This window comes from Luteibacter sp. TLI7-4A (assembly GCF_056754745.1).
This window is the reverse complement of sequence record NZ_JBPGWO010000001.1, coordinates 2,431,319-2,456,129: the sequence shown is the minus strand read 5'-3', so window position 1 is coordinate 2,456,129 and position 24,811 is coordinate 2,431,319. Positions and strand designations below refer to the sequence as shown.

Below are 24,811 nucleotides of genomic sequence, written 5' to 3'. Positions count from 1 at the left end.
CACCATGAGCGACCTGAAGCAGATCATCGTCGTCCGCAGGCGGAGAAAGGGCGGCCATGCCCATCACGGCGGCGTCTGGAAAGTCGCCTACGCGGACTTCGTCACCGCGATGATGGCGTTCTTCCTGGTCATGTGGCTGGTCGGCGCGGGCACCAAGCAGCAGCGCGCCGCCATCTCGGAATACTTCAAGAACCCGAGCATGACCCAGGGCCAGTCGACCATGGCGCCGTCGGGCAAGATGGGGCCGGGCGGGGCCAGCACCAGCATGATCAAGCTGGGTGGCGCACTGGAACTGCCCAAGGGCCCGGGCGACCAGCAGGCCTTCACCAAGCCGGCGGAGACCGAGGTGGAGAAGCTGGCCAAGGCGCAGGAAAAGCGTCGCCTCGAACAGCTCATGAAGGACCTGAACGAAGCGATCGCCAAGAGCCAGGCGATGGCCCCCTATAAGGATCAACTCCTGCTCGACATCACTTCGGAAGGACTACGCATCCAGATCGTCGACAGGCAGAACCGGCCGATGTTCGATACGGGCAGCGGCGCGCTGAAATCCTATACCGTGCAGATCCTGCATGAGCTGGCTGGTTTCGTGAACCAGGTTCCGAACCAGATCAGCATCTCGGGCCATACGGACAGCGCGCCGTATATCCGCGCGGACAGCGCCTATGGCAACTGGGAACTCTCCGCCGACCGCGCCAATGCCGCGCGCCGCACCCTGATCGAGGGCGGCATGCAGCCGGACAAGGTCGCACGTGTGGTGGGCCTGGCCGCTTCCGTGCCGTTCGACAAGGCGAACCCCGCGGCGGCGAGCAATCGGCGCATCAGTATCGTGGTGATGACACGCGAAGCGGCGCGGGCGGCGCTTTCGTCGGATGTGGCCACGGAGCCCAGCCTGCCCGCGGTGCCCAATCCGCATTCGGCCGGCTGAGGTCAACGGGAACGCTGAACCCATTCCGCTGTCGAAGTCGCTTGCAACGGTCATGTTACCCCGGCAGTATCGACGCATAGGGGAGGGAAGCGCAGTGGAAAATCACAGTAAGTACAGAGTGGTGGCCAAGGCGGTGAAATACGACAACGCCGGTGAGCAGGTCTACCGCAGCAGTTACCGGATTCTCGACCACATCGGCGAGGAAATCGAAGCCAGCACCGGCACGAACGATTTCGTCGACATCACGAGCGCGTTCAACGAAGCGTTCGCCCTCGGCCACGAACGATTGCGCGAACTCGGCGTCGATACGGTCCAGTAGCCGCTAGGTCCAGTAACCGCTAGGCTGTCGTAAGCACGTGGCGCAGTTCATCCAGTTGCGCCGGCGTGCCCACGTTACGCCAGAAGCCGTCATGCCGTTCGCCGGTGAGGGTTCCGGCGGCGATGGCGCGCCGATACATCGGCAACAGCTTGAATCGTCCCGGTACTTCTCCTTCGACGATCTCGCGTCGGTACACCCCTACGTTGCCAAAGGTGAGGCGCTCCGCACCCGCCGGACCGTCGCCTTCATGAAGTCGTCCCTCCGCCAGGGCGAAATCGCCGTGGGGGTGGAAGTCGGGATTCGGGACCATCACAAGGTGCGCCACGCCCTGCGGCTCGCGGGGAAGCGCGGCGTAGTCGATGTCGCTCCAGATATCCGCGCTCACCACGATGAAGGGCTCGGGGCCCAGTAGAGGCAACGCCTTGAGCATGCCGCCGCCGGTTTCCAGCGGCACGGGTCCCTCGTACGAATAGCGCAGGCGCACGCCCCAGCGCGATCCGTCGCCGAGCGCTTCCGGGAAGCGCTCGGCGAGGTGCGAGGTATTGATGACGATGTAACGCACGTCCGCCGCGGCGAGCTTCTCGATATGGTGCACGATGAGCGGCTTGCCGTTCACGTCGAGCAAGGGCTTGGGAGTGTGCTCCGTGAGCGGACGCATGCGTTCGCCCAGGCCTGCGGCGAGGATCAACGCGTGCCTCATGCGTTCACCGCCCTGCGCAGGTCGCGGTCGCCGACCATCGCCTCGATGAGGTCGGCCAGCGGCGCGGTGTCGGCATGGCGTCGCGCGGTATCGAGCACGTAGCGGAGAACCCGTGGAAGGTCGTTGAGGTAACCCGGCTTCCCGTCGCGATAGCAGAGCCGGCAGAACAGGCCGAGGATCTTGATGTGGCGTTGCAGTCCGGTGAGATCGAACCACCGGCGGAAACGGTCGGTGTCGACGGTCTCGTCCAGCAGCCGCGCGTCGAGCAGGCGCAGGCGGTAGGCCTCGACCCAGCCTTCGACGCGCTCGTTGTCCCAGACGATGTATGCATCGCGCAGGAGCGAAGCGAGGTCGTAGGTGATCGGCCCCGACATCGCGCCCTGGAAATCGATGATGCCAGGCGACCGTTCCTCGGTGACCAGCAGGTTGCGGCTGTGATAGTCGCGATGCATGAAAGCACGCGGTTGTTCCGCGATGACATGCATGATGGCCGTGAATGTGTTCTCCACGACGTCCCATTCGCCGCACGCCAGCGTCACGCCCAGGTGTCTCTCCAGGAACCAGGAAGGCATGATCTCCAGTTCCATGGTCTGCCAGGCATGGTCGAAGGAGGGCAGGCCCTGTGTATCGACGTGCGCTTGCATGCGTAGCAGCGCATCCAGCGCATCGCCGTATAACGCATCCACGCTCGCGTCGTTCAGTTCCGGAAGATAGGTGCGCGTACCGAGGTCCTCGATGAGCAGGAAACCCTGTTCGAGATCGGCCACCATCACTTTCGGTACGTGCAGGCCGGCGCGTGCGAGGCGCTCGCCGATCTCCACCCAGGGCGCGGGGTTTTCCTTCTCCGGCGGCGAATCCATCACGATCACCGGCTGGCCGTCCACATGGCCGCGCCAATAGCTGCGAAAGCTCGCGTCGGCGGAGGCGGGTTCAAGTGCGAGCGTGGCGTCGCCCGTGACATGTCGGGCCCAGGCGAGGCGGGTGGTGGAGCGGTCGGAGGCGGTCATGGACATTCTGCGAGGACGATACCGCTGGTCAGCTTAGAGCCTTTGCCGCGCGCTGTCATAGCACCTTCATGGTGCATATCATCCGATTCTTGTGGTGCACTGCAGCGTGTGGTTATCTAGGAGCCCAGGGGTTTCTATCGGGGGACGGGTAGGTGGAAAACGACTGTGGAAGCGCGTCCATGACGCGACGCGATCTCCTGCGGATGATCGGTATCGCCGGTGGCGGCGCTCTCATGTACCAGGCGATGACCAACCTCGGTTTCGCCGCCGAGTCCCCTTACCGGCGGCCACCGCCATTGCAAGGCACCGGACGTGGCAACGTGCTGGTACTGGGCGCGGGCCTGGCGGGCCTCGTCGCCGCCTACGAACTGGGCAAGGCCGGTTACACGGTGCAGGTTCTCGAATACAACGCGAGGCCGGGCGGGCGTAACTGGACGCTCCGCGGGGGCGATGTCTACACCGAACTGGGCGGCCACCAGCAGGTCTGCCGCTTCGACGAAGGGCAATACTTCAATCCCGGGCCGTGGAGGATTCCGTATCACCACCACGGCGTGCTCGATTACTGCCGAAGGTTCGGCGTGCCGCTCGAACCCTTCGTGCAGGTGAATCACAACGCCTACATCCATGGGAAGAACGCATTCGGTGGCAAGCCGCAGCGCCTGCGCGAGGTGCAGGCGGATTTCCACGGCGGCGTGGCCGAACTGCTTGCGAAGGCGGCGGGGAAGGGCCGGCTGGACGACCTGGTGAGCCGCGAGGATCGCGAGATCCTGCTCGAGGCGATGCGAGATTTCGGTGGGCTCGACCGCCAGTTCCGTTATGCCGCCGGCCGCGAAAGCAGTGAGCACCGCGGCTATGCGAAGGACGCTGGAGGTGGCCCCGATGGCAAGCCGGTGTTCTCCACGCCGGTCGGCCTTTCCGACATGCTCAACGCCCGCTTGTGGAAGGCGCTGGGCATGAGCGAACTCTACGAATACCAGACCACGATGATGCAGCCCGTGGGCGGCATGGATGCGATCGGCAAGGCCTTCGTGCGCGAGATCGGCGGCAACGTGATCCGCTACAACGCGAAGGTCACCGGCATCGCCCAGGACGACCACGGCGTGACGGTGACCTACGAGGACACCAACGCGCCCGGTTCGCCGCGACAGGCGAAAGCCGACTGGTGCGTGTGCACGATTCCCCTGTCCATCCTCAGCCAGATTCCCGTCCAGGTATCCGCCGCAAAGGCGGCGGCGATATCCGCCGTGCCGTACATGGCGTCATCGAAGATCGGCTTGCAGTTCAAGCGGCGGTTCTGGGAAGAAGACGAGGCGATCTACGGTGGCATCACGGCCACCGATCTTCCCATCGGGATGATCTCCTACCCGAGCCACGGCATCGGCACGAAGAAAGGCGTGCTGCTCGGCTCGTACACGTTCTTCACCGAAGCCTACGAGTTCACGTCGCTCGATCCCGCCGCGCGTATCCGCAAGGCCGTCGAATATGGCGCCCAAATCCATCCGCAATACACCGCGGCATTCGAGAACGGCATGGCCGTGGCCTGGCACCGCTCCCCGTTCACCCTCGGCTGTTTCGGCTGGTGGACCGATGCCGCGCGCGAAAAACACTACGCGGACATCTGCTCCATGGACGGCCGCATCGTCCTGGCGGGGGAGCACGCGTCGTACCTGCCGGCCTGGCAGGAGGGCGCCATCCTTTCGTCGCTTTCCGCGATCGACGCCTTGCACCAGCGGGCACGGGCCGGGGGCCACGCATGAAGACGATCATCCTCGCGATCGCGTTGCTCGTGTCGCCCGGCCTCGCCCTGGCGCAAAAGACCGATGCCGATTTCATCGATGCCAAGGAGGCCTCGCATGCCACCGGCCAGCAGATCTTCACGCACATCTGCCAGGGCTGCCATATGGCGGACGCGAAGGGTGCCGTCGGCGCGGGCCATTATCCGGCGCTGGCGAACAACCCGAAGCTCGCGTCGGCGGCCTATCCCGTCGTGATGGTGATGAATGGCCGTGGCGCCATGCCGGCCTTCGGCCCCTTGTTGACGGACGCCCAGGTCGCGGACGTGGTCAACTATGTGCGCAGCCACTTCGGCAACGCCTATCCGGACACCTTGAAGCCCGATGACGTGAAGGCGTTCCGTCCCCCTGCCGCTCCCACCGACGAGGACAACTGACCCATGTTCAAACCCATCCTGATCGCTTCGCTGCTGGTCGCCGCCACCACGCCCGCGCTCGCCGCCGATGTCGTACGGCACAAGATTCCGAACAGCACGTTTCCCATTTCCGCCGCGGTGGAAATCCCTGCGGGCAAGACCCTCGTCTTCCTGAGCGGCGTCGTGCCGCCGGTGGCCGATGCGAACGCGCCGAAGGACAGCCCGCAGGCCTATGGCGACACGAAGACGCAGACCGTCGGCGTGCTGACCTCGATCGAGAAGCAGCTGAAGGGCATGGGTTTGTCGATGGGCGACGTCGTGAAGATGCAGGTCTTCCTGGTCGGCGATCCCGCCAAGGGCGGCAAGATGGATTTCGCCGGGTTCATGGCGGGCTATACGCAATTCTTCGGTACCGCGGCACAACCGAACCTGCCATCGCGCTCGGCGATGCAGGTGGCCGCATTGGCGAGCCCGAACTTCCTCGTCGAAATCGAAGTCACCGCCGTCCGCCCATAGCCCCCACTTGATTGAGAAGAGTGGAAAGGGTGGGAAGCGCGCTGGCGCGCGAACGGTTCTCGCCGAACCCCCATTCGCGGCCAAGGCCGCTTCCCACCCGAAGGTGGGATTGCCTACCCACCCGAAGGTGGGACTGCCTATCCCACCCACCCTGGGTGGGGGCCCGGTCAGTGCGCCAGCTCAAGACAAGTTGTAACCCCGCTCCTCGTGCAGCGCGATATCCAGGCCCACCTGTTCCTGTTCCTCGTCGACACGCAGGCCCATCGTCACGGCGATGCCCTTGAAGATGGCGTAGCTCAGCACGGCGCTGTACACGACGGTGAAGGCCACCCCCTTGAACTGGATCCACAACTGCAGGCCGAGGTCCGTCACGGTACCGAACCCGCCCAGCGCGGGTGCCGCGAACGGCCCGGTGAGCAACGCGCCGATGATGCCGGCGATGGCGTGGACGCCGAAGACATCGAGCGAGTCGTCGTAGCCGAACCTGCGCTTGAGGCGCGTGGCACAGAAGAAGCAGACGATACCCGCGACGAGGCCGAGCACCAGCGCCGCACCGGGGCCACAGGTACCGGCGGCGGGCGTGATGGCGACGAGTCCGGCGACGGCGCCAGAGGCGATGCCGAGCACGCTGGGGCGGCGATGGGTGATCCACTCGATGGCGGTCCAGCCGATCGCCGCGGCCGCCGTCGCGATCTGCGTCACCAGCATCGCCATGCCGGCGCTGCCGTTGGCCGCGACCGCGGAGCCGGCATTGAAACCGAACCAGCCGAGCCAGAGCATGCTCGCGCCAACCAGCGTATAGCCGAGGTTGTGCGGTGGCATCGGTGTTGAGGGATAGCCGCGGCGCTTTCCGATCACGAGACATCCCACGAGGCCCGCGATGCCCGCGTTGATGTGCACCACGGTGCCGCCGGCGAAGTCGAGCACGCCGAGGTCGCCCAGGAAAGAACCCGGGCCGCCCCACACCATGTGCGCGACCGGCAGGTAGACCAGCGTGAACCACAGCGCGGTGAACACGAGCAGCGCGGAGAATTTCATGCGTTCCGCGATCGCGCCGACGATGAGTGCCGGCGTGATGATCGCGAAGGTCATCTGGAACATCACGAAGACCGCTTCCGGAATCGTGTTGTAGAGGCTGTCGGGCTTGAGCCCGGCCAGCATGGCGTGGCCCAGCCCGCCGACGAAGGAATGCAGGTTGGTCGTTCCCACGGTCATGCCGGTGTTGTCGAACGCCACCGAATAGCCGTAGACCACCCACAGGACGGTGACCAGCGCGGTGATGGCGAAGCACTGCATCAGTACGGAGAGCAGGTTCTTCGCGCGGACCATGCCGCCGTAGAACAGGGCCAGGCCCGGAATGGTCATCAGCAGCACGAGCATCGTGGCGGTGAGCATCCAGGCGGTGTCGCCGGAATCGAGCTTCGCCGGAGCGGCGGCCGCCTGGGCGAGGGCGCCACAGGGGAGGAGGGCGGCAACCAGCGCCGGAGCGAGGGCCTTGCGGATCACATCAGAGCGCATCGGCGTCGACCTCCTGGGTGCGGATACGAATGGCCTGTTCCAGGTCGATGACGAAGATCTTGCCGTCGCCGATCTTGCCCGTGCGGGCGGCGGTGGTGATCGCCTCGATCGCGCGCTCCAACTGTTCGTCGGTGACGGCGATCTCGATCTTCAGCTTGGGCAGGAAGTCCACGACGTACTCGGCGCCGCGATACAGCTCCGTGTGGCCGTGCTGGCGGCCGAAGCCCTTCACCTCGGTGACCGTCATCCCCTGGACTCCTACCTCTGAGAGGGCTTCGCGGACGTCGTCCAGCGTGAACGGCTTGATGATCGCGTTGATCCACTTCATGGAGCGCGCTTCCCCTTCGATTGGCCTGCCGGATGAAGAGCAGGATGCGTGCCAGTGGGGCGCGAGTGCCTTCAGGCGTTGTGCGGCGCGGCAACGGCTCGCGACGGTAAGGCGAGCGGCGCCCGGACGCACCATCGAGGTGCGATGCATTGCACCATGGAAGCGCCCTGGTGGGAGCCGACCCTGTCGGCGATGGGTGCTTGCCATGACCTGGCCCGCTGCCGCGGGATCGCCGACAAGGTCGGCTCCCACCAGGGCCCGTTTCCTTCGCCATTGCACTGATGCGCAGAAATCAGTACCATTTTGGTCCGGTATTGACGACATCCCCTCCCCATGCTCCGTGTCAGCCGATTGACCGATTACGCGACCGTGGTGATGACCTGCATCGCCGCGCATCCCGCCGACGTTCTGAGCACCGCCCAGATCGCCGAAGAGGCGCGCCTGGAGCTGCCCACGGTATCGAAGCTGCTGAAGCTGCTGGGCCATGCCGGGCTGGTGGAGTCGTTTCGTGGGGTCAATGGCGGTTACCGCCTCGCCCGTCCGGCCGAGGCGATCAGCCTCGCCGACATCGTCGAGGCGATGGAAGGTCCGATCGGCATGACCGAATGCAGCGTGGCCCAGGGCCATTGCGACCGGCAGTCCCAGTGCGGTGTCAGCGACAGCTGGCGGTCGGTCTCCGGGGCCATCGACGGCGTGCTGCGTTCCATGACCCTTGCACAGATGCTGGCCGGCCGCCCCGTGGCGCCGGCGAAGGATGCGGCCCAGGCCGCACAGGCAAACGCATGAACGAGAGTGAGAACATGACACGCGACGTGGCAGCACCGGTGCGCGACAACGCCGAAGTCGAAGCGGCCCTCAATCGCCGCTACGAAGCCGGTTTCGTCACCGACATCGAATCCACCAGCCTGCCTCCCGGCCTGAGCGAGGACATCGTCCGCCAGCTCTCCGCGATCAAGCAGGAGCCCGAGTGGATGACCGAGTGGCGCCTTGCCGCGTATCGCCACTGGCTGACCATGCCCGAACCCGACTGGGCGAAGCTCGACATCGCGCCGATCGACTACCAGGCGGTCAGCTACTACTCGGCCCCGAAGGCCGGTCCGAAGTCGCTGGACGAGGTCGACCCCAAGCTGCTCGAGACCTACGAGAAACTCGGCGTGCCCTTGCACGAGCGGGCCAGGCTGGCCGGCATCGCCGTGGATGCGGTGTTCGACTCGGTGTCGGTGGGCACCACCTTCCGCAAGGAACTGGCCGAGGCCGGCGTGATCTTCTGCTCGATGTCCGAGGCGATCCGCGAGCACGGCGACCTCGTGCGCCAATACCTCGGCAGCGTCGTGCCCACGGGCGACAACTACTTCGCCGCGCTGAACTCGGCCGTGTTCTCCGACGGCAGCTTCGTGTTCATTCCCAAGGGCGTGCGTTGCCCGATGGAGTTGTCCACCTACTTCCGCATCAACGCGATCAACACCGGGCAGTTCGAGCGCACGCTCATCGTGGCCGAGGACGACGCCTATGTGTCGTATCTGGAAGGCTGCACCGCGCCCATGCGCGACGAGAACCAGCTGCACGCGGCGGTGGTCGAGCTGGTCGCGCTTGAGCGGGCCCAGATCAAGTATTCCACCGTGCAGAACTGGTATCCCGGCGACGAAAACGGCGTCGGCGGCATCTACAACTTCGTGACCAAGCGCGGCGACTGCCGCGGTGCCGATTCGAAGATCTCCTGGACCCAGGTGGAGACCGGTTCCGCGATCACCTGGAAGTATCCCAGCTGCGTGCTTCGGGGCGACCGCTCGGTGGGCGAGTTCTATTCCGTGGCGCTCACGCATCACCGCCAGCAGGCCGATACCGGTACCAAGATGATCCATATCGGCAAGGGCACCAAGTCGAAGATCGTCGCCAAGGGCATCAGCGCCGGCCGCAGCTCGAACAGCTATCGCGGGCTGGTCAAGATCGAGAAGGGCGCGGACGGTGCGCGCAACTACACCCAGTGCGATTCCCTGCTCATCGGCAAGAAGTGCGGTGCGCATACCTTCCCGTACATGGAAGTGAAGAATCCGAACGCGATCGTCGAGCACGAGGCCACCACCTCGAAAATTTCCGACGACCAGCTGTTCTATTGTCTTTCGCGCGGCATCGGCGAGGAAGACGCCGTGTCGATGATCGTCGACGGTTTCTGCAAGCAGGTGTTCCGCGAACTGCCGATGGAATTCGCCGTCGAAGCCAAGAAGCTGCTCGAGGTTTCCCTCGAAGGCGCGGTGGGCTGACGATGGGCATCGCCGGTTCCGCACCGGGCGTGACCGATCTGCGCGCGCTGCTCGCCGCGCTCGATCCCGAGATCGACCCGATTCCCAAGCGCTTCCTTCATGTCTCGCACGAGAAGGCGAGGACGCGCATGGCCGACGCGCTGATGATGTTCCGCGAGGCCGAGGGCACGACGCTGATCGTGGATGTCGATGGCGACGATGCGCTGGGCGGCCGCCTGCTCTGGGCACGCATCACGTTGCGCGTGCAGTCGAGCCTCACCGCGGTCGGCATGATGGCCGCCGTATCCGCCGCGCTCGCCAGGCGCGGCATTCCCTGCAACCCCGTATCCGCGTTCCTGCACGACCACATCTTCGTGCCCTGGGATCGCCGCGACGACGCGCTCGACGCGCTCTCGCACCTCACGCCCTGATTGGACAGCACCGCCATGCACATGCTCAAGATCGACAACCTCCATGCCCGCGTCGAAGGCAAGGAGATCCTCAAAGGCCTTTCGCTCGCGGTGAAGCCCGGCGAGGTGCACGCCATCATGGGGCCGAACGGCGCGGGCAAGTCCACGCTCGGTAACGTGCTCGCGGGGCGCGATGGCTACGAGGTGACCGAAGGCTCCGTCACCTTCGACGGCCGCGACCTTCTCGCGCTGGAACCGGAAGAGCGTGCCGCCGTCGGCGTCTTCCTGGCCTTCCAGTATCCGGTCGAGATCCCGGGCGTGAACAACACCTATTTCCTGCGTGCCGCGCTCAACGCGCAGCGGAAGTTCCGTGGCGAAGCCGAGCTGGACTCCATGCGCTTCCTCAAGCTGGTCCGCGAGAAGCTGAAGGTGATGCAGATCTCCGACGAACTGCTCCACCGGGCGGTGAACGAAGGGTTCTCCGGTGGCGAGAAGAAGCGTAACGAGATCTTCCAGATGGCCGTGCTCGAACCGAAGCTGGCCATCCTCGACGAAACCGATTCCGGCCTGGACATCGATGCCCTGAAACAGGTGGCCGAGGGCGTCAACGCCTTGCGCTCGCCGGACCGCTCGTTCGTGATCGTGACCCACTACCAGCGCCTGCTCGACTATATCGAGCCGGACTTCGTCCATGTGCTCGCCGGTGGCCGCATCGTCGAGAGCGGCGACAAGAACCTCGCCTTGAAGCTGGAAGAGCAGGGCTACGCGTGGCTCGCCGATACGCACCCGGAACTGCGCAAGGCCGACCTCGCCGGGGCGCCGGCATGAGCAACGCGCCGTCCCCGTTCGTGCGGGCGGCACTGGACGCCGCCGCCACGCTTCCCTCGACCGGCATCGCATGGCTCGACGCCGCGCGTGCGGAAAATCTCGAAGCCTTCGCTGCCACCGGCTTGCCGGAGGGGCGTGACGAGGCGTGGAAATACACGCCGCTGCGTGCGCTGTCGCAGCGAGGGTTCGCGCTCGCCGACCGTACCGCCGCCGTTGCCACCGTCGTCGATCCCGCGCTGTATGCCTTGCCAGGTGTCGACGGCGGCCGTGTCGTCTTCGTCGACGGTGCGTTTCGCGCCGATCTTTCCTCGCTCGATACCGACGGTGTCGAATGGGCCCCGTTGTCCGGCGCGTTGTCCACCCATGCCGAGCCCCTGCGCTTCGCATTGGCCAACCGCTACCGCCGCGCCGCCGCCGATGCCTTCGCCCACCTGAATGCGGCATTGGCCACCGACGGTCTCGTGCTCCGGATACCCGATGGCGTCGTCCTGGCGAAGCCGTTGCATATCGTGCATGTCTCCAGCGGCGTCCAGGGCGATAGCGCCTGGCACGTGCGCGTGCTCGTGGAAATCGGGAAAGACGCGAGTGCGGAAATCGTCGAGCACTTCGTCTCGGCAGGTGCCGCCACGCAACTCGGTACGCTGGTCTCCGATGTCGTCGCCCACGAAGGGGCACGCCTGGGCCTCGTCGTGGTCCAGGACGCCTCGGTCGCCACCACCCTGGTTCGCCGCAGTCACGTCCGCCTCGACGCGCGGGCCGAGGTGACCTTGCATGCCCTCGAACTGGGTGGCGCGCTCGTCCGGCATGAGGTGAACGCCGAACTGGTGGGCGACGGCGCACGCTTCGATTCGCGCGGCGTGTTCGCCCTGTCGGGCCGGCAGCACGCCGACACGCAGCTGGAAATCCGGCACAACGCGAGGAACACCGCATCCGATGCCTTGTGGCGCGGTATCGCCGACGGCCGCTCACGCGGGGTATTCCGTGGTGCAATCGTGGTCTCCGAGGGCGCCGACGGCACCGATGCCTCGCTCAGCAACAAGAACCTGCTGCTGTCCGGGCAGGCCGAGATCGACACCAAGCCGGAACTCGAGATCTATGCCGACGAGGTGAAGGCCGCCCACGGCGCCACCATCGGCCAGCTCGATGAACGGTCGCTTTTCTACCTGCGCTCCCGCGGTATCCCGTTGGTCCAGGCGCGCAGCCTGCTGACGCTGGCGTTTTGCCGTGCCGTGCTCGAATCGCTGCCGAACGAGTCCCTGCGCGAGCATCTTGGCGAACTGCTGGTCGCGCACCTGCCGACCAGCCTCGCCGCCGAATAAGTCCGGAGCCAAGCCATGAACGCCAAGCCCGAAGCCGCCACCTTGCCGTTGGACGTCGAACGCATCCGCGCCGACTTCCCGTTGTTGTCGCGTACCGTCCACGGAAAGCCGTTGATCTATTTCGACAACGCCAACACCGGGCAGAAGCCGGTATCGGTGATCGAGGCGGTGGACCGGCACTATCGCGAGCACAACGCCAACGTGGCGCGTGCGGTGCACACGCTGGGCGAGGAAGCCACGGCGTCTTACGAGGCCGCGCGCGACGCCATCGCACGGTTCGTCAACGCGCCCTCGCGGGACGAGGTGATCCTCACCTCCGGGACGACGCAGGCGATCAACCTGGTGGCCTACAGTTACGCCTTGCCGCGACTGAAGGCGGGGGACGCGATCCTCACCACGGTGATGGAGCACCACGCCAACATCGTCCCCTGGCAGCTGGTGGCCGAGCGCACCGGTGCCACGGTGAAAGCCGCGCCGATCGACACGAACGGCGAGCTGATCGTCGAGAAGTACATCGAGATGCTGACGCCCGAGGTGAAACTCGCCTGCGTCGCCCACGTCTCCAACGTGCTGGGCACGGTGAATCCGGTCCGTGAGATCGCCCGCGAGTGCCGTAAGCGCGGTATCCCGCTGCTGGTCGACGGTTCGCAGGCGGCACCGCATCGCCGGATCGACGTCCAGGCGCTCGGCTGCGACTTCTACGCGATCACGGGGCACAAGATGCTGGCGCCCACGGGCACCGGCGCCCTCTGGGCGAAGCGCGAACACCTCATGGCGATGCCGCCGTTCTTCGGCGGTGGCGAGATGATCCGCGAGGTGCGCTTCGACGGCACGGTCTTCGCCGATCCGCCGCACCGGTTCGAAGCGGGTACACCGAATATCGCGGGCTTCGCGGGCATTCCGGCGGCGATCGCCTATCTGGAAGGTATCGGATTCGACCGGCTCAAGGCGTACGAGCAGGAGCTCCTGGCGTATGCCACCGACGCGATCGAAAACCTGCCGGGCGTACGCATCTTCGGCCGTGCGAAGGAGAAGGAGCCGGTCATTTCCTTCTTGCTCGAAGGAGCGCACGCCAACGACATGGCCACCTTGCTCGACCTGCAGGGCGTGGCCGTTCGCTCGGGCCACCACTGCGCCCACCCGCTGATGCAGTTTTTCGGCGTACCGGCCACGCTGCGGGCCTCGCTGGCCTTCTACAACACGAAGGCCGAAGTGGACGGCTTCATCGAGGCCGTCGGCCGGGTGCGCAAGCTGCTGCTCTGAACCGTTAAGATCCCCGCATGACCACCGACTACGCCTTCCGAATCGCGACCCTTGCCGACGTTCCCGTCATCGCGGCGCTCGTCGAATCCGCCTATCGCGGCGATGCCAGCCGCGCCGGTTGGACCACGGAAGCGGATTTCCTGCATGGCCGGCGTACCGACGCCACCGAGATACAGGAGTTGCTCTGGAGCGAGAACGGACGCTTCGTACTGTTCGAGCGGGAAGGTGACGTCGCCGCGTCCTGCTACGTCGAACGGCAAGGCGCGACCTGCTATTTCGGCATGTTCTCCGTGCATCCGCCGTTGCAGGGCACGGGAATCGGCCGGCGGGTGATCGAGGAAGTGGAGCGCATCGCCCGCGACGAGTGGGGTTGCGACCGCGTGGAAATGACCGTCATCGATATTCGCACCGAACTCATCGCCTGGTACGAGCGCCGGGGCTATGTCCGTACCGGGCGGACGAAACCATTCCCCTACGGCGACGAACGCCTCGGCCTCCCGCAGCGCGACGACCTGCGCTTCGAGTACATGGTGAAGGAACTGCGCACATGAGCGACTGGGTCAGGGTGGGCACGCGTAGCGAATTGCTTCCCGGCGAATACCGGGTGGTGTGGGATGGCGATACCGCGATCGCCGTGTACAACATCGACGGCGACCTCTACGCCATCGAGGACGTCTGCACCCACGATGGCGGCGAACTGGCCGGTGGGCCGGTGCATGGCTTCGAGGTGGAATGCGTACGGCACGGCGCGCGCTTCGATGTCCGTTCCGGCGAGGTTACCTGTCCGCCCGCCTACGAGCCGGTTCCGATCTTCCCGGTGAAGGAAGCCGAAGGCGCGATCTGGACTCGCGACGATCGCTGAAATCCATTCGCCGGCCCGTAAGCGGCGACCAAAATCCTATGGCGCGCAACGTCTTCGGGCCCTAAGCTTCGCGCAGGACAGACAACCTTCAGGGGATTCCATGGCACAGAGCGATCGTTGGCGTGCGGCACTCGCCTTCGCGATCCTGTTCGTTCTGTACCAGGCTGCCGAGGGGATTGGCGGGCGCTTGCTCGGCAGCTTCACGGTCCAGGCCGCCCTGATGGTGGCCGTGGTCGTGGCGGCCTGGCCGCTGGGTCGCTGGCTGGGTTTTCGTGGCTACGATGCCTACGCCCTGGAGTGGCGCCGGTCGGCCGGGGTCCTGCTGGCCGGCGGGCTCGCGCTGGCGCTGCTTCTCAAGTACGTGGCCGTGTGCATCGGCATGGTCTTCAACGTCTATGCCGCGCTAGCGCCGGAATCGCCACGGGTAGCCGCCGTCTCCTTCCTCTCGTCGATTCCATGGGCCCTTGTCGCGACCTTCGTGCCCTCCATCGCCGAGGACATCCTCACTCGCGGATTCCTCTACCGTGCGGCCCGTGTCCGCTGGGTGCCATGGGCTTTCGTACTCGTGTCCAGCGCGCTCTACGTGGCCAACCATATCTACCGGCTCGGTGCCGGCCCCGCGGAATGGGTGATGCTGTTCTGCTTCGGGCTCGCCTACGCCACGGCGGTGCTGCGCACCGGTTCGTTGTGGCTGGCGGTGGGCCTGCACTGGGGCTGGAACCTCGCCAACGTATTGATCGGCGACATCCTTCCTTACCAGGTGCTCTCGCAGGCATGGTCGCCGTTCCTTTCGGCCGCCGCCCACCTGGTGATGCTGGGCGTGCTGTTCGCGGTACCGGTGCCGCCGGAACGCGACGAACTGAATGCCGACGCCGCCGTCTAGAAGTGATAGACGAAGGCGAGGGTTTCCGTCACCTGCCGGGTCGAACCGAACTGGCGGACCAGCGGACTCTCCGCGGCGTTCCCGTATAGCCGTCCGTACGAAACGGCCAGGGCGAAGCCGGTCTGCCGCGAGGTGGGAATGAAGGCGTCGTATTCCAGGTCCGCCGAATGCCAGCCCGCCCCGGGACGCCATGCCTGGGTACCCAGGGTGGCCGCCTCGCCTGGGGTGATGCCGTAGAAGCGCCGCATCGCCGGGCCATTCATGCCCTCGACCTGCAGTTCGATCGAATGCTGGATGTACCACACGTCCGGCAATCGATAGTCGGCGTACAGCGCCGCATAGGCCCCCGCGCCGTTGGTGTCGTGGGCGACATGCCCACCCACGCTGAAGCGTTTGTCGAAGGCGTACTCCAGGTATCCACCGCCCTGGAAACGCGGCGACAGCGAGGCGATCTTGCCGCCGAGCTGCCCGAGGTCGCCGTGCGTGCGCCCCCATAACCAGTTGCCGTAGACGCCGCCGTGCCAGTGCTCGCCGGAAATCAGGTCGATGGTGAGGCCATCGGCGGTCGATAGTTCGCCCTTGCCGGGAAGATCGATGTCCACGTAGGGCAGCGGCTGGTCGCGCCGGTCCTTCGAGCCCTGCCATGCGGGCATCCGCTGCATGCCGGCGCCGAAGGCATAGCTGGGGGTGTCGTCGTCGCCGGCGTGGGCGGTCGCGGCCAGCAGGAGCAGGACGGGGAAAACGAGGCGCGAACGGCGCATGCGCGGAAACCGGAGCCGGATGAGCGCCGAAGCATGCCACACGGGTTCTTACATATGGCTTTCGATATGGGGAAAGGGCTTGGAAAGGATGCGGCTCTAGCCTTCGCTGCAAACTGGTCAACGGCGCATCCACGTGCTCAGCCCCTCCTGGAACATCCTCTGCGACTTCGACGGCACGATCGCCGTCGAGGACGTCATCGACTCGCTGCTGGACCGCTACGGGCGGCCTGGCTGGGAGATCCTGGAACGCGACTGGCGCGCCGGGACCATCGGCTCGGCGGTCTGCATGGCGGGCCAGGTCGCGTTGCTCGACATGAGCCACATCGAACTCCAGCGCCATCTCGGTGGCCTGCGCATCGACCATGGATTCGCCGCCTTCGTGAGCGCGACCGTCGAGCACGGCATCCCGATGGAGATCGTGAGCGACGGCATCGACCATGCGATCCACGCGATCCTGGCCAACCACGGCATTCCGCGCCTCCCTACGGTCGCCAACCACCTGCTGCAAGTCGGCGAGCGCGACTGGAACCTCACCTCGCCATACAGCGTGCAGGGTTGCCGCAGCGGTACCTGCAAGTGCGCGCGTGTCGACGCGGCGCGGGCGCGCGGCGGCAAGACCCTGCTGATCGGTGACGGCGCCTCCGACTTCTGCGCGGCCGACCGCGTCGATTTCGTCTTCGCCAAGAATCGCCTGATCGAGCATTGCCGCGCCGCCGGCATCCCGTATGCGCCCATCGCCAGCTTCGACGAGGCGCTCGAACTCCTTCCCGACCTTCTCGGCGGCCGCCTGCCACCGAGAACCGTCATGCCCATCCCCGCGGCGAACCCCCAGGAACTGCCTGCATGAACATCCTCACCAAGAACGCGCCCCTCGTCATCGACGATGCGACCCTGCTCGCCGACGAGGCGAAGTACTGCTCCTTTGGCGATACCGTGCATTACGTCGATCCGCCGAAGATCTTCCGTCACGCCGAAGGCAGCTACATCTACGACAGCGAGAACATCCCGTTCCTCGACCTGCAGATGTGGTACTCGGCGGTCAACTTCGGCTATGGCAACAAGCGGCTCAACGACACGCTGAAGGCGCAGATCGACCTGCTGCCGCAGGTGGCCAGCCAGTACCTTCACCAGGGCAAGATCGAACTGGCGAAGACCATCGCGGTCGACGCGAAGCAGAAGTTCGGTCTCGACGGCCGCGTGCATTTCAATGTCGGCGGCGCGCAGGCGGTGGAGGATTCGCTCAAGCTCGTGCGCAACGCGCGTGGCGGCAAGAGCCTGATGTTCGCGTTCGAAGGCGGTTACCACGGCCGCACCCTGGGCGCCTCCGCCATCACGTCCAGCTACCGTTATCGCCGCCGCTTCGGCCACTTCGGCGAGCGCGCGATGTTCATCCCGTTCCCGTATCCGTTCCGGCGCCCGAAGGGCATGACGGCGGAAGAGTATTCCGATGCCTGCGTGCGGCAGTTCGAGCGCCTGTTCGAAACCGAATACAACGGCGTGTGGGACCCGAAGGTCAACGAAGCCGAATACGCCGCCTTCTATGTCGAGCCGATCCAGGGCACCGGCGGCTATGTCATTCCGCCGAAGAACTTCTTCATCGATCTGAAGAAGGTGCTCGACAAGTACGGCATCCTGATGGTCGTGGACGAAATCCAGATGGGTTTCTGGCGCACCGGCAAGCTGTGGTCGATCGAGCATTTCGGCGTGACGCCCGACGTGCTCGTGTTCGGCAAGGCGCTCACCAACGGCCTCAACCCGTTGTCGGGTATCTGGGCCCGAGAGGAACTGATCAACCCGACGGTGTTCCCGCCCGGTTCCACGCACTCGACCTTCAACTCGAACCCGCTCGGCACGGCCCTGGGCCTCGAAGTGATCAAGATGGGTTACGAGCTCGACTACGGCGCCCGGGTGGCCGAGAAGGGCAAGCACTTCCTCGACGGCCTGCGCGACCTGCAAAAGCGCCACAAGGAAATCGGCGACGTGGACGGCCTCGGCCTGGCGCTGCGTGCCGAGATCTGCACGGACGACGGTTTCACGCCGAACAAGGCGCTGCTCGACCGCATGGTCGACATCGGCCTGGCCGGCGGTCTCACTCACGAAGGCAAGAAGATCGGTCTCGTGCTCGATGTGGGCGGCTGGTACAAGAACGTGATCACGTTCGCACCGTCGCTCGACATCAGCCACGATGAAATCGACCTCGCCATTGCGTTGCTCGACCAGCTCATCACGCTGGCCAAGCGCGGCTGATACCCGGCAGCCAACCATGGCGTTCGTGAACCAGCTCGAGCCGGATGCATTGCTCGGGCACTTCGAGCGTCATCCGCCGCACGGTTTCACCCCTGCCCGTGCGGTGGATGGCGCGCCACTTTTCGTGGCGCCGTTCGATCTGCTGACCACCGCCGACGACGACTTGCGGCGACGCGTGGCGGCCTTGCCCTTCCAGCGGCTGCTGAAGCGGCTGTTGACTCCCCGCACCTGCTTCGCCGGAACCACCGTCTCGGAGTATTCCCTGTTCGCCAGGGACAGCGATCCCGTCGCCGTCGCCGAGGCGCTGGCACGTGGTCCCGGTCGCGCGCATCCGTTGCTGGTGGTCAAGGATCTCGCCCTCGATTCGCCGTTGACCGGCATCGCCGACCGGGCGTGGACAGCCCGCTTCGCCGACGCCGCGCGTGCGCGCGGCTACCTGATCGTCGAGGGTCAGGCGCTCGCCTACGTGCCGATCGATTTCACCTCGATCGATGAATACCTCGGTCGCCTGTCGTCGTCGCGAAGGAAGAACCTGCGCCGCAAGCTTCGCTCGCGCGACCGGCTGGCTGTATCCGCGGTCCCTACCGGCGAGGCTTTCGCGACCGATGCCAGCGTGGATGCGTACTACGCGCTCTTCGAGAACGTGTATGCGCAGAGCGAAGTCCATTTCGACAAGCTCTCCCGGGATTTTTTTGCCGCCGCTTTGCGCGAGCCGGGTGGGGTGGTCATGTCCTACCATGCCGATGGCGCGTTGGTCGGGTGGAACCTTTGCTACGAACATCGAGGCAAGTTGCTCGACAAGTACGTCGGTTTCGCCTATCCAGCGGCACGCGAACTCGATCTTTATTTCGTGAGCTGGTTCGTGAACCTGGAATACGCGCTCGCGCGGGGATTGACCCATTACGTCGCGGGTTGGAGCGATCCCGCCGTGAAGGCGTCGCTGGGCGCGCGTTTTCACCTGACCCGGCATGCGGTGTTCGTGCGTAACCCCTTGTTGCGCTCGCTGCTGCGGCGCTTCGCGCATCGCTTCGAGCCGGATAGCCAGTGGGAGGTCCCCGATGCGGCAGCCCGTCGTACTTGACCTGGACGATTCCGTCGGGCCGTTGGCTGGGCGTGTCCTGTTGCCGCTGCGCGATTGGGAGGAGTCGATCCGCTTCGGTTGTTCCATGCGCCGGCTTCATCGCTTCAGCCAGTTGCTCGCCGGTACGCTGCCACGCGAACACGGCACCGTGTTCCTCGGCAGCGGCGATTTCCATCACCTCACGTTGCCGCTGGTGCAGCGCGTCCCCGGCGACTGGCGTTTCCAGGTGGTGGTGATCGACAACCATCCCGACAATATGCGCTTCCCGTTCGGCGTGCACTGCGGCTCGTGGGTGCGCCGGGTGGCCGCGTTGCCGCGTGTCAGCCACGTGCATGTGGTGGGAATCACCTCCGGCGACATCGGCCGCAAGCATGCGTGGGAGAACTACCTGGCGCCGTTGCGCGCGGGCAGGCTCACCTACTGGTCCGCTGGCGTGGATGTGGCCTGGGCGGCACGCTTGGGGCTGGGAGCGGCGTTTCGTTCGTTCGGCGGCACGGAGGCGATGGTCGAGGCTTTCGTCGACGCGCAGCGGGTTCAGCGCGAGCCGGTATACCTGTCGATCGACAAGGATGCCTACGCCCCCGATGTCGCGATGACGAATTGGGACCAGGGCACGCTGAGCGAGGCCGGCGGCGCGGCGATCATCGGTGCCGTGCGCGGCCGCCTCATCGGCAGCGATATCACCGGCGAGATCTCGCGGTATCGCTACAAGTCATGGTGGAAGAGGCGGTTGAGCGCGATGGATGGGCAGGTCGAGGCGGACGGGCAACGGCTCACCGAGTGGCAGGCGCAACAGCATGCGTTGAACCGGCGGTTGCTCGCCTTGATCGAGGGCAATCGCCGCTGAAGCGGCTCCCACCTTGGTTGCCGTGCCGTGGTAGCCCGCTACCGTTCCCGGGGCCGCCGCTGTTGTGAGAGCCGCTTCAGCGGCGATGCTCCCACATTACCGGAGGTAGCCGACCCTGTCGGCGATGCTCTTACCAGCGCCCGATAAGGTGCTGCACCAGCAGGCTCGTCAACGCCACCGCCGCCCAGACACCCAGCCCCAGCAGGATCGGCCGGGGCCCGGTCGACGCCATCCGGCGCAGGTCCGCGGACAAGCCGATGGCCGTGAGCGCCACGATGATCAGGCACTCGGCGGCGAAGTGGATCACGGGCAACACGGCCGCGGGAATCACACCCGCCGTGCGGATCGCCGATGCGACCAGGAACCACAGGATGAACCAGGGGAAGATCCTGGCCAGGCTGAAACCGGTGGCGCCGCCGCGCTTTTCGCGCCAGGCCACGACCAGGGCGATGACGAGGCAAATCGGAATGATCAGGGTCGCGCGCGTCAGTTTCACGATGGTCGCGTAGTCACCTGCGGCATGGCTGTAGCTGTAGCCGGCCGCCACGACGGAAGACGTATCGTTGATCGCCGTGCCCGCCCACAGCCCGAAGCCGAGGTCGGAGAGCCCCATCCAATGGCCGAGCGCCGGAAACAGCAGCACGGCGACGAGGTTGAACAGGAAGATCGTCGAGATCGCGAAGGCGGTGTCGTGTTCGTCCGGTTTCACGATCGGCACGATCGCCGCGATGGCCGAGCCGCCGCAGATGGCCGTGCCCACGCCGATCAGCAGCTTGAGGGTGTCGTGCACGCGAAGGAGACGGCCAAGCCCCCATGCCGCGAGACCGGCGGCGGCGACGGTCGCGAGGGTGACCGATAGCGACTCCAGCCCGGTACGGGCGACCTGCGTGATGCTGAGGCCGAAGCCGAGGGCGATGATGGACCACTGCAGGACCTGCTTCGACGCGAAGCGGATGCCGGGAAGGAAACGGGCCGACGGCGGTGCGAATTGGCGGACGAGGATACCCAGGACGATGCCGAACACCGCGCCACCCACCAGGGGCATGACGCGCCCCAGGCAGAACGCGACGACGGCCACGGCGAAGGCGAGGCCTATGCCCGGCAGACGAGAGGGGGAGAGGGAGGGAGCGGCAACGGCGGACACGGGACATCCTTGGCGGAGAACGAACCCATTCTCGGCGCCGGCCATCGATAAGCATATTGAAAATACCTTATCGAAGGTATAAGTATTACTGATGCATGCGATCAGCCCGCGCCAACTCGATGTCTTCGTGGCCGTGGCCACGGCCGGTAGCGTGCGCGCCGCCGCGGACCGGCTGTTTCTCAGTCAACCGGCCGTGAGCATGGCGCTCGCCGAGTTGGAACGGCAGATCGGCTCGCCGGTATTCGCCCGCGAGCGCGGGCGGCTGCGTCTCAACGATCGCGGTCGCGACCTGTTGCCGCTCGCACGCGAGCTGCTGGAGCGGCACGCGGAATTCGGTCGACGCGCGCAAGGCACGATCACCGAGCTCGCCGGGGAGATCGGCGTCGGCGCGAGCAATACCGTCGGCAATTACCTCGTCGGCGACCTGCTCGGGGCCTTCGCGGCGGCGCATCCGGGCGTGTCGCTTCGGCTGGGTGTCGCCAATACCGCACGCATCGCCCAGGGCGTGCTCGACCATGACTTCGACATCGGCTGCGTCGAGGGGCCGGTGGCGCATCCGGCGCTGGAGGTTCGACCATGGAAGGAGGATCGGCTGGTGGTTTGCGCGCGACCCGAGCATCCGTTGACGCGCAAGAAGCGGTTGCGCCGGGAGGATTTCGCCGGGGAGCGCTGGGTCTTGCGCGAGCGCGGTTCGGCGACACGCGCGTTGAGCGAACGCGCCCTGGCGGAACTGCCGGAAGGAAGCATCGTGCTGGAACTGGATCAGTCCGAGGCGATCAAGCAAGCGGTGATCGCGGGATTGGGCATCGCTTGCCTGCCCGAGGTGGCGGTGGGCGACGCGGTGCGGGCAGGGCGGATCGCGGTGCTGCCGACGCCGTTTCTCGACTTGCGGCGCACGCTGTCGGTGTTGCTGCATCGGCAGCGGTATCGTGGGGCGGTGCTTGAGGCGTTCTTGGCGACCCTGTAGCTCCATCGCCGACAAGGTCGGCTCCCACCAAAGCCTGCTCTGGTGGAGACCTGCTCTGTGTGGGAGCCGACCTTGTCGGCGATGGAGCCGCAGGTGGCTTCCGGTCACCCCAGGACGCAGCGGTTCTTCCCGCCGCGCTTGGCCTCGTACATCGCACCATCGGCCACGGCGACGATATCGTCGTAGCTTGTCCCCGCCTGGAACATCGTCACGCCGATGCTGGCGCCGACCCTGGCGGGGATGGGCATATCGCCCACATGCAGCATGTACGGTTCTCCCACCGCGTCGCATAACGCCTGGCAGCGCACGAGGGCGCCTTCCGCGTCGGCGGCGTCATGCAGCAGCACGGCGAACTCGTCGCCGCCCAGGCGGGCGACCGTATCGGTTCCACGCGTACGGGCGTCGATGCGTGCCGCGATCGCCTTGAGCAACTCGTCGCCGGCGGCGTGGCCATGGGCGTCGTTCACGCCCTTGAATCCATCGATATCGATGTACGCCAGGGCGAACGGTGCTCCGCCGCTGTCGCCCGCTTCGATAGCCGCTTCCAGCCGATCGCGGAACAGTACGCGATTCGGCAGGCCCGTCAGTGCATCGTGGGTAGCCTGGTGCCGTACCAGTTGCTCCATGCGCGTGCGTTCGGCCACCTCGCTGGTGAGCTGCCGGTTGCGCAGGGACAACTCGTCCAGCGCCTGCTGCAGCAGGGCGCGTGCGCGATAGAGTTCGAGGAAGATCTTGACCTTGGACTGCAGGATCACGTCGTTGATCGGCTTGGCGATGTAATCGACGGCGCCGGATGTATATCCCTTGATCCGGTTGATGTCGTCCGCGTAGGCGGCCGTGACGAAGATGATCGGCGTCTCGCTCAGGTGATCGGTTTCAGAGATGAACTGCGCCACCTCGAAGCCGTCCATCTCAGGCATGTTCACATCGAGCAACACCAGCGCGAACTGATGGTCCAGGCAGAGCGCGAGCGCCTCGTTGCCGCTGTTCGCCTCGAAGATATCGGCGCCCGCGCGGGCGAGAAGGCGACGCATGGCCACCAGGTTGGCGGGCGTGTCGTCGACGACGAGGATTTTGGGACGGAGCGGATTCATGGCAGGCACAATTGGTTGATCTTCGCGGCGATCGCGTCCAGTGGCAGGCAGGCATCCGCGCCCGCGAGTTCCAGCGCGGCCTGTGGCATCACATCGGCTTCGGCGGTCGCCGGGTCTTGTACGACAGCGTAACCGCCAGCCCGGCGCACGGCGGCGATCCCGTTCGCACCATCGGAATTGGCCCCGGTCATCAACACGGCGACCAATCGCTCGCGCCATGCCTCGGCGGCTGTTTCGAACAGCACGTCGATCGAAGGCCGCGCATAAGCCACGCGTGCATCGACGCTCAGGGAAAACCGGAAGTTATCCTCCACCAGCAAATGGTAGCCGCTGGGCGCCACATGGACCACGCCGGGATCGGCGGGCGCACGTTCTTGCGCTTCGGTTACCGGCAGCGGACAGACGCGCGCGAGCAACTCCACCAGCAGCGAGACATCGGACGAGCCCGTATGGCAACAAAGCACCACAGGCACCGTGAGATGGCGATCCAGGCCCGGCAGCACGCGTTGCAGCGCGGAGAGGCCGCCCGCACTGCAACCCATGACGACGGCTTCGTGCGTGATCATCGGGCCAGTGGCCTCGCACCCTGCCCACCTGCCTGATAGATGCGCATGGCCGGGTCGACATCGGCGAATCCCGCCGCCGCCGGGGAGAAATCGATGTTCTCGCGGGTGCCGAGGCAGAGGAATCCGCCACGGACGAGGCTGTCCCTGAACAGGCCGAGCGTGCGGTCCTGCAAGGCGTTGCTGAAATAGATCAGCACGTTGCGGCAGAGGATCAGGTGCGCCTCGCAGAACACCTTGTCCGTCACGAGATTGTGGTTGACGAAGGTGACATGGCGACGCAGATGCCGTTCGAGCTTGATGAACTCGTAGCGCGCGCTGTAGTAGTCGCTGAAGGAGTGCTTGCCGCCGGCTTCCAGGTAGTTGCGCGACCAGTCCCGCGCATCGCGCGCCGCATAGATGCCCTCGGCCGCGGCCGCCAGCGCGGCGTCGTTGAAGTCGGTGGCGTAGATCCGGGTGCGGTCGTAGAGGCCGGCTTCCTCCAGCATGATCGCCAGTGAATACACCTCCTGGCCGTGCGCGCAACCGGCCTGCCAGATATTGATCTCCGCATAGGAGGCCAGTACGGGGAACACCTTGTCGCGCAGGGCACGGAACACCGGCGGATCGCGGAACATCTCCGATACGGGGACCGACAGGCCTTCGATCGCCTTGCGCACGAAATTGTGGTCGTGCAACAAGCGCGTGGTGAGTCCACTGATGGTGCCGGCATCGTGCGTGCGCACGAGGTGCTGGATCCGGCGCTTCAGCGACGCGGGCGCATAGTCGCTGAAGTCGTATCCGTGGCGCAGCTGCATGGCGCGCACGAAGAGCTGGATCTCGATGTCCTCGACGTCCATG

27 protein-coding genes and 1 pseudogene are annotated in these 24,811 nt (G+C 65.7%); 19 read left to right on the top strand and 9 right to left on the bottom strand.

Going from position 1 to position 24,811, the window contains the following annotated elements:
- Nucleotides 1–4 precede the first annotated feature (4 nt).
- Nucleotides 5–865: pseudogene (gene motB, locus ACR9Y6_RS10880) on the top strand (flagellar motor protein MotB); the annotation flags it as partial.
- Nucleotides 866–1,019: 154 nt separating this feature from the next.
- A complete protein-coding gene (locus ACR9Y6_RS10875) occupies nucleotides 1,020–1,244 on the top strand; it encodes a hypothetical protein (RefSeq protein ID WP_429197837.1) in 225 nt (74 codons plus the stop codon).
- Between the two features lie 19 nt (nucleotides 1,245–1,263).
- On the opposite strand, the gene murU is transcribed toward ACR9Y6_RS10875, so the two are convergent.
- Nucleotides 1,264–1,944, bottom strand: a complete 681-nt coding sequence (murU, locus tag ACR9Y6_RS10870) for an N-acetylmuramate alpha-1-phosphate uridylyltransferase MurU (RefSeq protein ID WP_481281292.1) — start codon at nucleotides 1,942–1,944, stop codon at nucleotides 1,264–1,266.
- Entirely contained in the window at nucleotides 1,941–2,951 is a 1,011-nt protein-coding gene (locus ACR9Y6_RS10865; protein WP_481281291.1) for an aminoglycoside phosphotransferase family protein, read from the bottom strand. The genes murU and ACR9Y6_RS10865 overlap by 4 nt, the downstream gene beginning before the upstream one ends.
- 179 nt (nucleotides 2,952–3,130) lie before the next feature.
- On the opposite strand from ACR9Y6_RS10865, the gene ACR9Y6_RS10860 reads away from it, so the two are divergent.
- The 3 genes from ACR9Y6_RS10860 to ACR9Y6_RS10850 are packed head-to-tail and all read left to right on the top strand — an operon-like array spanning nucleotide 3,131 to nucleotide 5,616.
- Nucleotides 3,131–4,708, top strand: a complete 1,578-nt coding sequence (locus ACR9Y6_RS10860) for a flavin monoamine oxidase family protein (protein ID WP_481281290.1) — start codon at nucleotides 3,131–3,133, stop codon at nucleotides 4,706–4,708.
- Entirely contained in the window at nucleotides 4,705–5,121 is a 417-nt protein-coding gene (locus ACR9Y6_RS10855; protein WP_481281289.1) for a c-type cytochrome, read from the top strand. The genes ACR9Y6_RS10860 and ACR9Y6_RS10855 overlap by 4 nt, the downstream gene beginning before the upstream one ends.
- A 3-nt stretch (nucleotides 5,122–5,124) precedes the next feature.
- Complete coding sequence (locus ACR9Y6_RS10850; RefSeq protein WP_481281288.1) at nucleotides 5,125–5,616, top strand: RidA family protein; 492 nt, start codon at nucleotides 5,125–5,127, stop codon at nucleotides 5,614–5,616.
- A 180-nt stretch (nucleotides 5,617–5,796) separates the two neighbouring features.
- On the opposite strand, the gene ACR9Y6_RS10845 is transcribed toward ACR9Y6_RS10850, so the two are convergent.
- Together ACR9Y6_RS10845 and ACR9Y6_RS10840 are read right to left on the bottom strand one after the other, a co-directional pair.
- Nucleotides 5,797–7,134 (bottom strand): ammonium transporter, encoded by a 1,338-nt coding sequence (locus ACR9Y6_RS10845; protein ID WP_481281287.1) that lies wholly within the window; start codon nucleotides 7,132–7,134, stop codon nucleotides 5,797–5,799.
- Complete coding sequence (locus ACR9Y6_RS10840; protein WP_448096670.1) at nucleotides 7,124–7,462, bottom strand: P-II family nitrogen regulator; 339 nt, start codon at nucleotides 7,460–7,462, stop codon at nucleotides 7,124–7,126. Before ACR9Y6_RS10840 ends, ACR9Y6_RS10845 begins: the two co-directional genes overlap by 11 nt.
- Nucleotides 7,463–7,795: 333 nt before the next feature.
- Between ACR9Y6_RS10840 and ACR9Y6_RS10835 the strand changes: the two genes are divergently transcribed.
- From ACR9Y6_RS10835 to ACR9Y6_RS10795, 9 genes are all read left to right on the top strand, one after another.
- Nucleotides 7,796–8,248, top strand: coding sequence for an SUF system Fe-S cluster assembly regulator (locus ACR9Y6_RS10835; RefSeq protein ID WP_371025012.1), 453 nt, complete (start codon nucleotides 7,796–7,798; stop codon nucleotides 8,246–8,248).
- A gap of 14 nt (nucleotides 8,249–8,262) precedes the next feature.
- Complete coding sequence (sufB, locus tag ACR9Y6_RS10830) at nucleotides 8,263–9,723, top strand: Fe-S cluster assembly protein SufB (protein WP_481282718.1); 1,461 nt, start codon at nucleotides 8,263–8,265, stop codon at nucleotides 9,721–9,723.
- Between the two features lie 2 nt (nucleotides 9,724–9,725).
- The gene (locus ACR9Y6_RS10825; protein WP_481281286.1) at nucleotides 9,726–10,133 is read left to right on the top strand and encodes an ACT domain-containing protein; all 408 of its coding nucleotides are present in this window, start codon (nucleotides 9,726–9,728) and stop codon (nucleotides 10,131–10,133) included.
- Nucleotides 10,134–10,154: 21 nt separating this feature from the next.
- Nucleotides 10,155–10,940 carry a Fe-S cluster assembly ATPase SufC gene (gene sufC / locus ACR9Y6_RS10820; protein WP_306852189.1) on the top strand — a complete coding sequence of 262 codons (786 nt, stop codon included), beginning with the start codon at nucleotides 10,155–10,157 and terminating at the stop codon, nucleotides 10,938–10,940.
- A complete protein-coding gene (sufD, locus tag ACR9Y6_RS10815) occupies nucleotides 10,937–12,259 on the top strand; it encodes a Fe-S cluster assembly protein SufD (protein ID WP_481281285.1) in 1,323 nt (440 codons plus the stop codon). The genes sufC and sufD overlap by 4 nt, the downstream gene beginning before the upstream one ends.
- A 15-nt stretch (nucleotides 12,260–12,274) precedes the next feature.
- Nucleotides 12,275–13,522, top strand: a complete 1,248-nt coding sequence (locus ACR9Y6_RS10810) for an aminotransferase class V-fold PLP-dependent enzyme (RefSeq protein WP_481281284.1) — start codon at nucleotides 12,275–12,277, stop codon at nucleotides 13,520–13,522.
- Between the two features lie 17 nt (nucleotides 13,523–13,539).
- Nucleotides 13,540–14,073 (top strand): GNAT family N-acetyltransferase, encoded by a 534-nt coding sequence (locus tag ACR9Y6_RS10805; RefSeq protein WP_481281283.1) that lies wholly within the window; start codon nucleotides 13,540–13,542, stop codon nucleotides 14,071–14,073.
- On the top strand, nucleotides 14,070–14,384 hold the full coding sequence (locus tag ACR9Y6_RS10800) for a non-heme iron oxygenase ferredoxin subunit (protein ID WP_481281282.1): 315 nt from the start codon (nucleotides 14,070–14,072) through the stop codon (nucleotides 14,382–14,384). Before ACR9Y6_RS10805 ends, ACR9Y6_RS10800 begins: the two co-directional genes overlap by 4 nt.
- A 100-nt stretch (nucleotides 14,385–14,484) precedes the next feature.
- Complete coding sequence (locus ACR9Y6_RS10795) at nucleotides 14,485–15,267, top strand: CPBP family intramembrane glutamic endopeptidase (protein ID WP_481281281.1); 783 nt, start codon at nucleotides 14,485–14,487, stop codon at nucleotides 15,265–15,267.
- Here the strand turns inward: ACR9Y6_RS10795 and ACR9Y6_RS10790 are convergent.
- Nucleotides 15,264–16,028: a MipA/OmpV family protein gene (locus ACR9Y6_RS10790; protein WP_481281280.1), complete on the bottom strand. Its 765-nt coding sequence runs from the start codon at nucleotides 16,026–16,028 to the stop codon at nucleotides 15,264–15,266. The genes ACR9Y6_RS10795 and ACR9Y6_RS10790 overlap by 4 nt on opposite strands.
- A 133-nt stretch (nucleotides 16,029–16,161) precedes the next feature.
- On the opposite strand from ACR9Y6_RS10790, the gene ACR9Y6_RS10785 reads away from it, so the two are divergent.
- From ACR9Y6_RS10785 to ACR9Y6_RS10770, 4 genes are read left to right on the top strand one after another with little or no spacing between them, the layout of a single operon-like run.
- Complete coding sequence (locus tag ACR9Y6_RS10785) at nucleotides 16,162–16,875, top strand: MtnX-like HAD-IB family phosphatase (protein ID WP_481281279.1); 714 nt, start codon at nucleotides 16,162–16,164, stop codon at nucleotides 16,873–16,875.
- Nucleotides 16,872–18,275 carry an aspartate aminotransferase family protein gene (locus tag ACR9Y6_RS10780; RefSeq protein WP_481281278.1) on the top strand — a complete coding sequence of 468 codons (1,404 nt, stop codon included), beginning with the start codon at nucleotides 16,872–16,874 and terminating at the stop codon, nucleotides 18,273–18,275. The genes ACR9Y6_RS10785 and ACR9Y6_RS10780 overlap by 4 nt, the downstream gene beginning before the upstream one ends.
- A gap of 16 nt (nucleotides 18,276–18,291) precedes the next feature.
- Complete coding sequence (locus tag ACR9Y6_RS10775; protein ID WP_481281277.1) at nucleotides 18,292–19,356, top strand: GNAT family N-acetyltransferase; 1,065 nt, start codon at nucleotides 18,292–18,294, stop codon at nucleotides 19,354–19,356.
- Nucleotides 19,334–20,203, top strand: a complete 870-nt coding sequence (locus tag ACR9Y6_RS10770; RefSeq protein ID WP_481281276.1) for an arginase family protein — start codon at nucleotides 19,334–19,336, stop codon at nucleotides 20,201–20,203. The genes ACR9Y6_RS10775 and ACR9Y6_RS10770 overlap by 23 nt, the downstream gene beginning before the upstream one ends.
- Before the next feature lie 130 nt (nucleotides 20,204–20,333).
- Here the strand turns inward: ACR9Y6_RS10770 and ACR9Y6_RS10765 are convergent, their stop codons facing one another.
- Nucleotides 20,334–21,392 (bottom strand): YeiH family protein, encoded by a 1,059-nt coding sequence (locus ACR9Y6_RS10765; RefSeq protein WP_481281275.1) that lies wholly within the window; start codon nucleotides 21,390–21,392, stop codon nucleotides 20,334–20,336.
- A gap of 46 nt (nucleotides 21,393–21,438) precedes the next feature.
- On the opposite strand from ACR9Y6_RS10765, the gene ACR9Y6_RS10760 reads away from it, so the two are divergent.
- Nucleotides 21,439–22,314: a LysR family transcriptional regulator gene (locus ACR9Y6_RS10760; protein WP_481281274.1), complete on the top strand. Its 876-nt coding sequence runs from the start codon at nucleotides 21,439–21,441 to the stop codon at nucleotides 22,312–22,314.
- 104 nt (nucleotides 22,315–22,418) lie between these two features.
- Here the strand turns inward: ACR9Y6_RS10760 and ACR9Y6_RS10755 are convergent, their stop codons facing one another.
- From ACR9Y6_RS10755 to ACR9Y6_RS10745, 3 genes are read right to left on the bottom strand one after another with little or no spacing between them, the layout of a single operon-like run.
- Nucleotides 22,419–23,408 (bottom strand): response regulator, encoded by a 990-nt coding sequence (locus ACR9Y6_RS10755; RefSeq protein WP_481281273.1) that lies wholly within the window; start codon nucleotides 23,406–23,408, stop codon nucleotides 22,419–22,421.
- Nucleotides 23,405–23,974 (bottom strand): chemotaxis protein CheB, encoded by a 570-nt coding sequence (locus tag ACR9Y6_RS10750; RefSeq protein WP_481281272.1) that lies wholly within the window; start codon nucleotides 23,972–23,974, stop codon nucleotides 23,405–23,407. Before ACR9Y6_RS10750 ends, ACR9Y6_RS10755 begins: the two co-directional genes overlap by 4 nt.
- Nucleotides 23,971–24,810 (bottom strand): CheR family methyltransferase, encoded by an 840-nt coding sequence (locus ACR9Y6_RS10745; RefSeq protein ID WP_481281271.1) that lies wholly within the window; start codon nucleotides 24,808–24,810, stop codon nucleotides 23,971–23,973. The genes ACR9Y6_RS10750 and ACR9Y6_RS10745 overlap by 4 nt, the downstream gene beginning before the upstream one ends.
- Nucleotide 24,811 lies beyond the last annotated feature (1 nt).